This is a genomic window from Pseudomonas sp. GW821-FHT05D12 (genome assembly GCF_059419825.1).
This window is the reverse complement of the sequence record NZ_JBWKSN010000017.1, coordinates 26,682-40,010: the sequence shown is the minus strand read 5'-3', so window position 1 is coordinate 40,010 and position 13,329 is coordinate 26,682. Positions and strand designations below refer to the sequence as shown.

Below are 13,329 nucleotides of genomic sequence, written 5' to 3'. Positions count from 1 at the left end.
CCCGAAGGGCTTTTTTTTAAACAAATCACTATATATATGCTGAGAGTTTTAATCCCTCAAAAATATATTAGCATATTAAATTCGTAACCAAGCATTAAAATGTTATAATTACAATAAATAAACAAAATATATTAATTATGCTTGATTTTACTAAACCCATCATATTACACAACAATGAGCCAAAGAGAACCCACAGAAAATACGAAATGGTTTTTGAAGTTGAAACACCTAATACGGTTGATATTTCTTACAAAGCCTATGAAGCATTTCAATTTAAATTAGAGCTTAATTTCAGATACATCGAAAATCCGTATTTTGAAACTCATTACCTTTTCACAACAATAACACCAGAAAACGATGCAATACGCTATTTCTTTGTTGAATACAGCGAGAGCCAATTTACTTACCGCTCCTATTACATTGTCCAAGATTGTGTAAACGCCTCTGGCAATTCTGGCGCTGTAATCTACTTCATGACGACTTTGTTTAATTTAGGTGTGTTTTCTAAAAAACCGGGTGCTGCAAATTTCGACAGGAATGAATTGGTAACGAGCTATACGCCGCTCCAAGACCTTTTCTTTGAAGATCTGCATGTTAGCCTGAATAGCTGTCTTATCATGTTCTTAGAAGAACACACAAACCAATATACTGATTTTAAATCCGTTTTCCAAAGCCCGCATTTTGAAGACGAAATAATGCAATATGTCATGTTGGGGTATTGATATGTTATTTCAATCATCCCTTAAAGGCGAAAATGGCTCACTGGATTTCTCAATCAATACCAGCATGAATTACGCAAAAGCCAGAAAAAACTATGCTATGCACGTTAGATACAAAAAGCTCACTGTAATGGAAGCTATGAACCGCTTTGACTTATTGGGCGACTCAAACAAAAGAATCAGGTGCTTTGCCTTCCCATGCGGCACTTTCACGATGGAGGGAAGGAAGTATGATTTGGTAGCCATTGGCCGCGAATACTGGCAGATATGCCTTTTCAAAAGCTACGCAGACGGCATTATGCTTTGCCATTATGTTTCTGAAGTTTTTCAAGACCAGCTAAATAACCATTTGGTATTTGATATTTTTGGCGAAGACCCCGACCACGCTTTTTCCCTTTCTTATACTGCTTTGATCCAAAATTACATTGATGGATTTATTGACGTTATGGATTTCCCTGTATACCTGAGAAGGAAAGAAACAATTGAAGAATCTGCAATGGTATTTCTTGAAAATTACTAAGCACCAGATAACAAAAAACTCCCATTTGGGAGTTTTCTTTTTCTCTACGATTAGATTTTAGCGAATGGCACATTGAAGATAATATTTTTCCCTGCCTTCATTTTTCCAACCTGTTTTGCTGTAACAGTGATATTCCCATTACTATAATACGCTGCTGTAATCACAAATTCGTTTACGTTGTCTTTTGTAATCCCGTCATACCCGATATAGCTTTTTGCAAATCGTGGAGCATCACCCAATACAACCTTACCACCTGAAACTTGTTTCCATTTAGTAGCTACCGCTTGGATTTTCTCTAAATGGATATTGTCGAAAGTATCCAAGACAATATTTAATTTGTAATCGCTGCTTGGGCTAACGTCCTGAACCACGTTTAGGTAATTTAACAATTTTTCTAAATTCACGTTATCAGAAGCTTTCAAGGTTTGGTTAGACAACAATCCTTTTGCAGAATCTTTTCCAGATGAATCAGATTCGCCTGCTGATACTGGATTTGTGCAAGTATTAGATTCTTGAATCCATTCCTTGCCATACGGATAAACAACATTTCCAGACGTATCAACTGCTTTCATCATGTATTCGTTGATTTGTCCAACTTGACCAGCAGGGCAATCTTTAACTTGAGTCTCTTTCTCAAACGTGTTCAATTCAGCTACGCAGTTATTGATTCTGTCTGTTTCGATGAATTTAGAACCACTTAATCCATAAGTAACGATTTTTCCTTTAACAGTTATAGAACCATACTGACCATCGGGGCATTGTTCAGATTTAGTAATTTCTTCTGACTCAAGCAAAGCGTCTTTTAAATCCTTGCAAGTATTTTCTCTAACTGATGAAACCCATCCAGAATCATTTTTAGTAATGTTCTTTTTAGCGTCATAATCCCACGTTCTATTATAGTCATATGTGATATGACCAGTTTGAGCTTCAGCACAGACCACAGTTTCAGTTTTCCAATCTGTCATTGCCTGAAATTGAGACGGCTCACCGCATTTTTCTTCACTACCAGCTAACCATTTACCGCCATAGCTTCCTACGTCGCTTTCCAAAGCGTTTGGAAGGCTCAATGCTCCGTCTTTATCAGATACCACTTGCACAGGCAAAGCAGAACCATCAGCAGCTTTGTAGGCGTATTCAGAGCCTTTGATAAGAATAGGGATAAGACCATTACGCACGTTTCCGTTACCCATTACAGATCCAACAGTTTGACCCGCTGGGCATGTGAAGCTCACAGAAGCGTTCCCAGCATTTTCCCATGCTGGCGCTGGGGTTTCAGGTTCAGTAGGCTCCACCGGCGTTACAGGCGTTTCTGGCTCGACAGGCGTAACTGGTGTTTCAGGTTCAACTGGTTGCTCAGGTTCTTCTGGCTCAGTAATTACTGGTTGCTCAGGTTCAGCCAATTGGCACGAACTCATAATCGTATACCAGTCAATCAATGTAGAAACGCTACCATCAGACCCTTTTTTCACTAAGCGGGATTGAGAAACAGATCCGGTCATTCCAGCAGGACAATCAACAGTTTGGTATTCAGATTCGTATGTAAATGTCACTGGCACTTTACAAGCTTTATCCATTCCCATCGTCCATTGCCCATGATATGTATCCATAAAAGATGCTGGCATTTCGAAGAATGGTGGTGTAGTAGTTTGATAATCTGCTAAATTAATTGGCGTTAACTCGCCGGTCAATCCGTCTTTGATTGAATAAACGATATTTCCATTTTTATCAGTAGCAGACCATATTTCTATTGTTCCTTGTTTTGTTGCATTTCCGCCGTCGATTCCGTCCACAGTCTGACCCGCTGGGCATTGAGCGTAAATGTATTGGTAATGGTCGAAATGCGCTGGTGTGGATAAATCAACTTCTTGAACTGGCGCACAAGCTGGGCTATCCCATTCGCCATGGAATTGATAAATTACGGAGGCATTTAAAGCATATGGTTCAGACAAAAGCTCTGGATAATCTGCATAAAGGTTGATTTGAGTTAATGCACCGCTTATCCCATCAGCGAAAAACTGAGTTTCCAAACCGTTTTTGTCTCTACCAGTCCAAAGCGGTATTGTCCCCCAGCGCTCAGTTCCGCCGAATTGTTGACCACCAATTGTTTGTCCTGCTGGGCATGTTTCTTTGCCATACTCTTTATATCTGTATACAGGCGCTTGAGAGTAATCCGGCACATCGCTTTTAACTGGCGCACAAGCCTTATCGTATCCCGGTTGAAACGTCCCGCCATACTGTTCAACTAAACCTGCACCAGAAAGCGCATTTCTTCCCCATACCGAGGATCTTGGGTAGGTTTCGTCATTATATGGAACGTATGAACCATCAGAGGCTAATTTCAAGAAAAAAGATTGTGTGCCATCTGGATTGTTTCTGAAGTAGTTTAAGACGTTACCTATTCTTTGAGTTTTGCCCCCTTCTTCACCACCGAGCGTTTCCCCCGCTGGACAGTTTTCAACGACTAATTCATCACTATAAGGAAGAATTTCAGAAGCTTGTGCATAGTTCTGTAATTGACAATTGTTTGAGTAACTAACAACGCCCGGTTCTTTTGGAATAGGATTTACAGAGAAGCCAAGCAATTTTGCGTCATCTGGTGAAATTTTTACATTATCAAAGAACCCATCAGGTCTTTCGTATTTCAAAATATTAACGTATTGACCATCCGGTCTGCTGGCGTAGTAATTATTTACTAAAATCATTTCCCCGTTAGGGCCGGTTTTATAATATGAATAGTATTTGTATGTGACTGTTGTTTGATACCTTTCTTCATTTATGCAGTATTGCAAAGTAAATGAATCATCATTTGAATAGTTTCCCTCTGGCACGACAGGGCCGGACAATCCTGTTTCAGTAGGTGTGTAATACGGAGTAGTCCACTGGCTGCTGATTAAATCAGCGTGAGCTTTGGTAAACGGAGATAAAGCAAAAAGGAGGGAAACAGCCGGAATTAAAGCTATTCTTATTATTTTAATATTGTGCATAGTTAAATAGTTTTGTTATGCTCAAATTATAACATATTCAAAACTATTAATCAGGGCTTAACTCAAACTATTTTAAATAATCTTCAAGCCATTCATCTTCATAGCCTTCGATAAGTAAAACTGTCCATATATTATAAAAGAAAACATCAGCCAGAAACTGATCTGCGAATTTCTCATGAACGCCAAGCAGGCGCTTATTCAGGATTTCACAATAACTTTTCCAAGATTCTAAATCGTCTTCCAGCTTCCAGAGGTCGAGGTAATTAATAATCATCATGTGGTGCTTCATGCCACGTTCAAAGCATGAACCATATTCGACGTTTAAGAGAATCTTTTCCTCAGATTCAGATTTGAGATAGTCGCGGAAAATTTCAATATTCTGGAAAATGTCATGAATTGCTTCTTCAGTATCAATCTCAAATTCTTCACGCTTTCCAGTGTAGCGATTCAGAAATGTATTCACGCCCATTTCATCATTCCTCAGAAATGTAAAAAACCCTCAGTCTTTACACATAGGGCTTTGGGTTTAATACAATAACAAAAATAATGGAGCAAAAAATTAATATAAAGGTTAATTTTTAACAGAGGGTAGTAACTAATTACCTTCTACATTCATGTTAGCATTTCATTTTAGGATTGCAAATTAAATTTTAAAATAATTTAAATATTTTTCCATTGCACGTTATCGCCATAGATTTTCGATCTATGGATTTTCTGCAATTTATCAAATTCTTCATCTGTCCTACAATCGTCTCTAACTGGCGCTTTGGACAAAACATTGTCAGTAACGAAAAGTAATTCTCTAAATTTGTTTGTCGATTCAGTCAGTGCTGGACAGATTCTATTAGCCGCCCTTTCCAATCTTACAAAATCCCCTTTGAGCTTGAAACCCGCTGCTATTAAAGGAGACTGAACCCCAATGTAGGAATCTTTACCGTAACGCTTTGCCATGCGGCTTGCCCCGAAATTAACGGCCTCAGCGTCCTTTGCATGAGCCTGCTTTGCGATTTTCAGAACCACTTGCTGCCTCTGGTGCTGGATCGGCTCAGATGCGTTTAGGAGCATTCTCAGGCATGGTAAATGCTGGTATTTCTGCAATTGCTCTAATGCTGAATCATCCAGATTGTTCAGCGCGATATAGTAGAAATTACGGTCATATGGAATGATAGTAATTTCGTATCCTTGGGTGTTTTTATATTTTAATGCTTTGATTTTTTCAATGACTTCGCTTTCAGTAAAATACTTTACCTTTTTTCTTTCCCTTTGAATTGTGAAAACAGATTGTCTGCCATCCTTGGTAAGCCATATTTCGTATCTTTCAGCAGAAATTGCTTTAAGCTGTTCAGTGAATCTTTTCTCAATTAATTGTGTGTCATTCATAATCTCCCTCTTGTTTTTTAGAATGGTATACCTGTAAAGGCATCATCTATGTATTGATCTTTTATGGTGAAACTATCAAAAGCCTTATCGTTTACTCGCCCTGACTCTCTATCAATTCCATCATGTGTCAGTTCTTGCTTGTAGAGCGATTCATCTTCAAGGATTCTTTTTTTATTCCCCCCAAATACAAGCTTTGCATTTACTTGAATTTTTATTATTCCGCCTTTCCTATTGTCAATTTTTATTCTTGCCATATTGAGGAATCGAATAAGCTTAAAGGCGCGTTTCCTTGTCCTTTCACTGATATTTAGATATTTATCAAGCTCCACACCTTGCACAACGGCTATATTGTCAATATCCATCTTGGCAATTGCGAGCAGGATAATACTTGCAGCATTACCGTCTTTCATTGTCATTGCAGCGAAATATGGGATTGACTCTTTAAATATGGATTGAAAGGTATGGCCTGAGCTTAACCCATCGCCAAAGGGCTTGAATGGATTCTTCATAGCAACACCTTAATTGAATTGCTTGTTTTTATAGTTCAGAAATTCAAGCTTAACAATCCATCTGCCATTAGGTTTATCTAATTCAAATTTTGCAAACCCCAACCTTTCAAGAACTCGGCTCATTAACCTTACGGATTCTCTTGAACTGGTATTTGTCCATTTCTTGATTTGCTCAGAAGTAACCACTGCGCAAGGAAAATGGTTTATTAGCTCGTATCTGCCAATCATCTTTATTAGCAATGTATGCGCGGAATGGCTTTCGTTTGACAGAACGTCTAATTGATCAAGCTGTTTTTCAGTGAGCCTTAAAATTGTGCAATATTCATTATTCATCATCTTTTACCCTATGTGTAATTAGATGATACCATTTTTTTTGGCATTGCAAGTTTAAGAGTAATTATTTTCCTAATTTATTATAATATGCACATTTTGGCCCGGAAAACCGGTTTTGATACCAGTTTATTTGCCAACTGTTTATTTAGATTTATTAGGTTGAATTGAAATTCTTAAACTTTGGAGGCCAAATATGGCCCCCAAAGCTGTTTTTTTCCAAAAAAATTAGTATCAAAAGTAACTTTGCGGGCCATTGATGGCCCCCGAAAATGGCAAATTTTAAACTTTGGGGGCCAAATATGGCCTGCAAAGATCTCTGCAAGCCTTGATTTTCCTCATTTCGTATTGACAGACCGCGCGCGCATATTAAGACAATAATATATAAGACTGTTATTTATTATTAATTTTAGGATCGATTTCGTTGAATCTTTCTACGAAAGTCAACTCAATACGATTTCGCTACGCTCATTGAGGTATGCGCAGCCACTGCGATTTAGAAAAGAACATACGCCTTTGGCGTAGAGAGAGAAATAAAAAAGGGAAACCCGGTTGGATCTCCCTTTCGATTATTTAAGCCTACGCAAATTATTATTTTAAGCTTTGTGTGTTTATTATTCTGATATATCAAATGCTAAATGTAACTTTTTCAATAGCTTCTTTTTTGGCCTTTGGCGTTGGGCCTTCACTATATCTGTCAAAAGTCATTGAGAGCGAGCCACCTACTTCATGCCCAACAATAGACATAACCAGAATATTCTTAATATCAGCCCTTTCAAGCTCAGTAACCATTGTGTGCCGGAAGGAGTGAAACACCAGCTCTTTTGAGTAGCCAAGGGCTATTTTAAAGGCCGAAAAATCGCTACTCATTTCTTTTGATTTAACGCCGTATTTCCCGCCTCTATTGGTTTTCAGCAAATATCCATCCTTTGATTCTTTCTTCAGTCTTTCAACCAAAGGCAATATTTTAGAATGGATTGGAACAAGACGTTCACCAGCATTTGTTTTCGACTGTTTAATGTCAAAGCAATACACACCATCAACCTTTACCAGCTCTTCAAGCTTTATCTGGCAAATTTCTTCAATCCTTGCACCAGTGTATGCCCCAAGCTGGATCAAATCAGCTAATTTAGTTTTCCCTTGGCTTACAGCATTGTCATACAGGCTTTTCACTTGATCCTTTGTGAACGCTTTACGCACTTCTTCTTTGCGTGCGCCACGCCGCACCTTGTTAATAGCGTGATTCATGAATGGATTAATTGGGAATTTCTGCCTAAAATTCGCGTCATTGAACATGAATTTGTAAAAAGCATTGAATGAGCAGAGATATTGCATTTTTGTCTTATCTGCGCAATCCAAAGATTCCAAGAAAACCCTAACAGACTCATAATCCAGTTCAAATTTTTGCTTATTCAAGAAATCCTTCAGCATATTAAGCCTATTAACATGCCTATCAATTGACCTAAGCGTTACTTTTCGCTTCACTTCATATTTGTGAAATTCAACGAAATTCTTTTCGTTCAAAGGATGCTTTTTAACGACCTTAGCAGGCTCAGAAATCAAAGCTTTTACCTGTTCTTTTTCTTCTTGTGTCTCCACAAGACCAGAAAACGAACCTAACACGTTCGATTTTTCCAGTTTTTCAAGCAGTTCTTCTGATCTTTTAAATGTTTTGTTTGGAAGACTTTCAAATTCATTTAGCTCAATCAAAAGAGCAGCTTGCGTTGGGTTTAATTCTTCACCCAAAGCCTGTTTTTCCAGCAGCAAATGATTTAGAAAATTATGATGGCCTTCAATCTTTTTCAGTGCTTGAATGTCTTCATAATCAGATTCTTCAAAATCTTTCTTACGTTCTTGCTTCTGTTCAGCCAATCCAGCCTTGATTTCTTCAAGACTCTCAAACAGTTCATCAAACCTTGCAGCCGATGGCATCAAGGAAAGGCTGTTCATTTCTTGTTCAACGACAAGCCTTTTTCGCTCATTCGCTATGCGATTTTTGAACTCATGAAGGTCTTTGGTGCGTAGCACCATCGCTTCGCTTTTACGCCCAGTTTTGAGGCTTTTCAGGAACTCAGTTTTGTTCCCAAAAGCAGACCGTAACTCAGCCGGGATTGCTACTCGGACATACCACGTTCCACCAATGTTTTTGAGGTTATCCACTGCCATTTTTCGAGCCTTCCCATGCCTGATTTAGCCCAAGCTTCACCATGCACGAAACGTAACCTACAGGGGGCCATTTTGGAAGTAGTTTTTGGAAGTAGAAGATGCTGTAATACCCGTATATCAAGGCTTGCAAAGGTTTGGCCGGATTTTAGAGACAGTTCGAGTCTCCCTCGGGGCACCATCTTAAAAAAAGACCTTGAAATTCAAGGTCTTTTTTTTCGCCTGTAGAAAAGTGCACTCCCCCTCTCCGCCCCCGTAAACACCGAAAAAACCGCCTCGCACAACGCCGCGAACGATCTCAACGATGACGCGGTCAATCAATAACATGAACGCCCCCCTCTACCGCTATGATCGTGCACCCAGCCTCAAGGAAGAACGCGTGCATCTCCCACCTCAACACCAACTCGCTCCCCTTTTGCCGGCCGATAACTGATCATGGCCCCCACCCTCGACTGCTGGAAGGTCCTCAACCTCCCCGTGCACGCTGACGAGCGTACTCTCAAACGCCAATACGCCAAGCTACTCAAGGTCACGCGCCCGGACGATGATCCCGTTGCTTTCCAACGCCTGCGCGAAGCCTACGAGCAGGCGCTGCATAGCGTGCGCAACGTAGCAGACACACCTGATCAGGCAGAGTATGTGGCGCCTAGCCTGGCGCGTTCCGCCCTGGAGCAAGCCTATGCGCTGCTGTCCGAATTCGATGACTCGCGTGCAGCTGAATATTGGGCCAAAGCCTTGGTCCATGGGTGCGCCGCCGAGTTCGAACAGTTGCTGTTCCAGCGTTGTGTCAATGCGCCGGATGAGCACTTGGCGCTGCTGACCTGGGGCGCGGAAGAGCGTCAATGGCTGACGCCTTGGCAACAGATCAACAGCGGCGGGTTTGCGCACCAGCGATTGGTCCTGGCCCTTACCACTGCGCTGTACGCCGACCTTGAGCAGTTGATGAAACCCGGCGAGCAAGCCTTCTTTTTCACGCACCTGGAGCGGGCCTGCCGGCAGGGCTGGTTGCTGGATTTTATCCATCGCCAGGCTTTGCAGGTGCATGTGCTCAACCTGTTCACAGTGCATCAGCACTGGTCAGCGCAGTTGTTTCGCCAGGTGTGCCGACTGTTCGGCTGGGATGCTGAAGGGGCGTGTGTGCCCATAGAGCCGGCGCAGTGGCAGGCATTGAACCGGCGTTGCGAGCAGCACGCCTGGCTGGATGAGTTGGGTGAACTGGCGCGACAGCGTGCGCAGGCGCCCAGTCCCACGGCCAATGCAGCGGCGTTGTTCCTGATGTGTACGAAGCCCGCGCAGCAGGCAACGCTGACCGCCACGTTCGGCGAGGCAGACTGGCAGGCGTGCGAGCAGTTGTCGGCTGAATTTTCCACACGTTTCGCCGATCTGCTGGGGTTGTTCCCCAATCATGATCCTTGGTTCTGGCAGGCCATGATCGGGTGTCGTCCGGTGCGCCATGGGGTAACACGGGCAGCCAGCATACTCACTGTCTGCCTCGCGCTCAGGCAACTTGCCAGCGTGACCGATTGGGGTCCTTGGCTTTTGATGTTGCCGTTGTATGCATTGGGTGGTTACCTGATGGCGCAAGTCGGCAAATGGCTGCTGGACTACTGGGCCGCCCTGTCGGAAAGCCTGCATGACCTCGATCAACGCGTCAGCCGCTGGTGCGTCCGCCACCGGCTCCTCTCAGACCGTCGCCACTTGGTGATCCGTAACAGCGGTCCGCTGCTGGCACTGGCCTTGGTGATCTGGAATTGGCTGGGGTTGCTCGGGCTGGTCACGTATGTGGGCACTGGATTGATCGGCTTGTTGCGACCCGCGCGTGCCGTCGCTCGCGAACACGCGTATCGCTGGCAACGGCCATGGCAGGCGATCCAGCGGATTGCCGGCCTCAGTTGGCTGCAATGGATGTTCTGCATCGGGATGATCGGTGTCATCGCCTATGTGCAGCTTTATCGACCTGGCACCTGGCTGACGCAGGCACTGTGAACATGCACTACAGCGAGAAAACCCCACCCGCCAGCGCAGCGCAAATCGACACGACCGCTGGGCACCTGGCCTTGCCTACCGACGCTTGGATCCGCACGTTCTGGGCATTCAGTGACGGCGCAATGCTGGCGGACCTGGTGAAAATCCATGCAACCCACGAGATACTCGAACGTCAGCAAACGTATGAAATCGCCGAGTACTTTCCCGACCATGTACTGGTGGGCGACGACTCCGGAGGGCGCCTGATTTTACTGGAGCGCACCACGAGCCCGCGCTTTTATCTGCTGGACGCCGGATGCCCCTCCATCGACGATGCCGAGGTGTACTCGTCGCTGGAAGAATTGGTAGCAGCGGTCGTCGCCGGCGACTGAACCAATCAAGACAAAGGAGATGCCCATGACATTGCCACAGTTTACTTACCACCCCGACCCGGTCGGCAGCGGCTCGGTGCAACCGTCTAGCACCGTCTGCGTCTGTTGCAATCAGACGCGGGGCTACATATACGTGGGTCCGGTGTATGCCATCGAAGAGTACGAGGCCTGCATATGCCCGTGGTGCATTGTCGATGGCAGTGCCCACGAGCGCCTCGGTGCGACATTTGTCGACGAGGACAGTATCGGCCTGGACGGCGACGCCGGGCTAAGCGACGCGCAGGTCGCCGAAGTCAGCCAGCGTACGCCGGGTTTCAGCGGCTGGCAGCAGGAAGCGTGGTTCACCCACTGTAACGACGCAGGCCAATTCATCGGCAAGGCTGGTCGTGCAGAATTGCTGGCGCTGGGCGCCGAAGCGATCGCTGCGGTTCAGGACGCCACCGGATTGGAAGACGGTCCGCAGTGGCAGGCGTTCTTCGAGGCGCTGGATAAAGACCACGGTCCTACTGTGTACCTCTTCAGATGTCGCCATTGCGCCACGTTGGGCGCCTATCAGGACTGCCACTGACACACCGACATCCTTCAGCCCACCTGAATGCAGCGGTCGGTAGCCTTACTTGAGCAAGGCAATCACCGCGCAGACGACGGTGATCGCCAGCGCCGGCCATTGCATCGGCATGAAAAAGAAGTGGTGACGCACCCCGTCGGCATGTGGCTCTCGGTTCAGTACAAAACCCAGCACAGTGTTGATCGCTGAGCCCGCTCCAAAGCCGATCAACACCTGCATCAGCGAGGTGTCGCCGGGTTTGACGCTGGGATCCGGCCACAGCCACATCAACAGCAGCACCATGGCCACCGGTGTAAATAACGTCAACCAGCCTGCGCCGCGATAGATCATCTTTATTCCTTATTAATGATGCCAGTGGCTCAAGCCGACTCGCGTGCCTGCTCTTCAGCCGTAAACACTGCATCGAGTGTGTTGAGGAACACGTCGTGGCTCAGGATGCCGGTGGCGATGGTCGACAGGACGGGTTTGTCGCTTTCGTCCTTGATCACCACCTTTTCGGTCCAGGCGTTGAGGTCGACAGTGCGCAGCGACGACATCGGCACTTTACGCCCCTGGTATTCGAGGAAATCCTGGCTCACCACAATCGGCGTCGTAGTGACTTTGAGGAAGTTGCCGGAAACACGCTTGCCCCAGACCTGCCCAGAACCGATGCAGTTGAACGTGACCGCCCCGCCCGATGCCAGCGTCGCCATCACCGCCGGCAGGCGTGCTCGCACGTGCAGTTCACGAACCAATTGCTGGAAGTCGTGAAATCCCTTGAGGGTCTCGATCACTCGATGAAACGGCTCGGAAGCATTACGACGGTAGGCAACGTTAGTGATCAAGCCGGTCAGCACGGTCTGCCCGGAGCCGAACAGATACAGGTCGTCAATCTCCGCGAAAGCGGTGTATTCACGCTGATCGTTGATGATGCGCTCGATGCCGCGCTCATACACCTCGTAACGCGGCGCACGCAGTTTCTTGTGCCAGGCGTAGGCAGCCAATACCCCGATCCCGAGAACCACCAGTAAAGCACTGGTGGCGTAAATCAACGTGTGTGGGTTACTGAAGCTGAGGGCCATGCCACGGGACGTCTGGAGACTGACTGGCCCCTCATTGCCCGGCGGCAGGATCGTGCCCAGATACAACACAAATACGGCGAGCCCCAGCAATACAACTGCGAATATCAAGCTGAAAATCAGAAAGCCCTTGCCGTGGCGGAAACTGGCAATCAGCTCGCCGGTGACGGAAGGCGCTTGTGAGGGGGATGGCGGCATGGGGATTGCGTCCTTGTAATGGGGGAGCCGATGAGCCGTGCGCCCATCGGGGTGGGCGTGGCACGGCGGTTGGAGCATGGCTAATTAATATCGTTCCTTGTGCATGCGGGTTAATGGGCACGGGTTCACAAAATTCGCGGCGCTCCGTCTTTTTTTTCACGCACAGAACAGTGATCATCGCCCTCCCCCAAAAAACAGAGGCACCGAAACCATGGAATTGACGCTGGAAGCGGTTGCGCTCTTTGCACTGAAACTGGTGCACGAGACGGACGGCGGCAGCCCGGTTTTGCGGGATGACCTGGTGATGGATGGGTATGAACGCGAAGTGTTTGGGCTGCTGGTGCGCCAGGGGAACCTGGCGGCTATTCAATCCAAGATAGCGGACTGTGTTGATCAGGCACTTGAGGCATTGGGCGGCGCCAATACGGTGATGGGTCGCGAACTGCAACGGTTGGCAGCTGATGTGCAAAGCGTGGGTCAGCTTGATGAACTGCCGGCACCGCTGAATGCCCTCAAGGATTACCTTAAGGACATCCAATAAAG

Annotated in this window: 14 protein-coding genes; 6 read left to right on the top strand and 8 right to left on the bottom strand. The window is 45.7% G+C overall.

Features of this window, described 5'->3' with window-relative positions:
- Positions 1-206: 206 nt before the first annotated feature.
- Entirely contained in the window at positions 207-722 is a 516-nt protein-coding gene (locus AC07SI_RS26575; protein WP_495006824.1) for a hypothetical protein, read from the top strand.
- A 1-nt stretch (position 723) separates the two neighbouring features.
- Positions 724-1,239 (top strand): hypothetical protein, encoded by a 516-nt coding sequence (locus AC07SI_RS26570; RefSeq protein WP_495006823.1) that lies wholly within the window; start codon positions 724-726, stop codon positions 1,237-1,239.
- 50 nt (positions 1,240-1,289) lie between these two features.
- Here AC07SI_RS26570 and AC07SI_RS26565 read toward each other — a convergent pair whose 3' ends face one another.
- The 6 genes from AC07SI_RS26565 to AC07SI_RS26540 form a co-directional block, all read right to left on the bottom strand.
- Positions 1,290-4,223, bottom strand: coding sequence for a hypothetical protein (locus AC07SI_RS26565; RefSeq protein WP_495006822.1), 2,934 nt, complete (start codon positions 4,221-4,223; stop codon positions 1,290-1,292).
- 67 nt (positions 4,224-4,290) lie between these two features.
- Positions 4,291-4,692 (bottom strand): hypothetical protein, encoded by a 402-nt coding sequence (locus AC07SI_RS26560; protein WP_495006821.1) that lies wholly within the window; start codon positions 4,690-4,692, stop codon positions 4,291-4,293.
- Positions 4,693-4,883: 191 nt separating this feature from the next.
- Positions 4,884-5,603 (bottom strand): hypothetical protein, encoded by a 720-nt coding sequence (locus AC07SI_RS26555; RefSeq protein ID WP_495006820.1) that lies wholly within the window; start codon positions 5,601-5,603, stop codon positions 4,884-4,886.
- 17 nt (positions 5,604-5,620) lie between these two features.
- Positions 5,621-6,112 (bottom strand): hypothetical protein, encoded by a 492-nt coding sequence (locus tag AC07SI_RS26550; protein ID WP_495006819.1) that lies wholly within the window; start codon positions 6,110-6,112, stop codon positions 5,621-5,623.
- Positions 6,113-7,069: 957 nt separating this feature from the next.
- Positions 7,070-8,608 carry a tyrosine-type recombinase/integrase gene (locus AC07SI_RS26545; protein ID WP_495006818.1) on the bottom strand — a complete coding sequence of 513 codons (1,539 nt, stop codon included), beginning with the start codon at positions 8,606-8,608 and terminating at the stop codon, positions 7,070-7,072.
- Between the two features lie 180 nt (positions 8,609-8,788).
- The gene (locus AC07SI_RS26540; protein ID WP_213552650.1) at positions 8,789-8,932 is read right to left on the bottom strand and encodes a hypothetical protein; all 144 of its coding nucleotides are present in this window, start codon (positions 8,930-8,932) and stop codon (positions 8,789-8,791) included.
- Positions 8,933-9,040: 108 nt separating this feature from the next.
- Here AC07SI_RS26540 and AC07SI_RS26535 point away from each other — a divergent pair, with 108 nt between their 5' ends.
- From AC07SI_RS26535 to AC07SI_RS26525, 3 genes are read left to right on the top strand one after another with little or no spacing between them, the layout of a single operon-like run.
- Positions 9,041-10,591, top strand: a complete 1,551-nt coding sequence (locus tag AC07SI_RS26535; protein ID WP_495006817.1) for a J domain-containing protein — start codon at positions 9,041-9,043, stop codon at positions 10,589-10,591.
- Between the two features lie 2 nt (positions 10,592-10,593).
- Positions 10,594-10,962, top strand: coding sequence for a hypothetical protein (locus tag AC07SI_RS26530; RefSeq protein ID WP_495006816.1), 369 nt, complete (start codon positions 10,594-10,596; stop codon positions 10,960-10,962).
- Positions 10,963-10,987: 25 nt separating this feature from the next.
- The gene (locus AC07SI_RS26525; RefSeq protein WP_495006815.1) at positions 10,988-11,530 is read left to right on the top strand and encodes a CbrC family protein; all 543 of its coding nucleotides are present in this window, start codon (positions 10,988-10,990) and stop codon (positions 11,528-11,530) included.
- 45 nt (positions 11,531-11,575) lie between these two features.
- Here the strand turns inward: AC07SI_RS26525 and AC07SI_RS26520 are convergent, their stop codons facing one another.
- Positions 11,576-11,860 carry a hypothetical protein gene (locus AC07SI_RS26520; protein WP_495006814.1) on the bottom strand — a complete coding sequence of 95 codons (285 nt, stop codon included), beginning with the start codon at positions 11,858-11,860 and terminating at the stop codon, positions 11,576-11,578.
- A 29-nt stretch (positions 11,861-11,889) separates the two neighbouring features.
- Positions 11,890-12,786, bottom strand: a complete 897-nt coding sequence (locus tag AC07SI_RS26515) for a hypothetical protein (protein ID WP_495006813.1) — start codon at positions 12,784-12,786, stop codon at positions 11,890-11,892.
- Positions 12,787-12,997: 211 nt separating this feature from the next.
- Here AC07SI_RS26515 and AC07SI_RS26510 point away from each other — a divergent pair, with 211 nt between their 5' ends.
- Positions 12,998-13,327 (top strand): hypothetical protein, encoded by a 330-nt coding sequence (locus AC07SI_RS26510; protein WP_106802679.1) that lies wholly within the window; start codon positions 12,998-13,000, stop codon positions 13,325-13,327.
- The last annotated feature ends 2 nt before the right edge of the window (positions 13,328-13,329 follow it).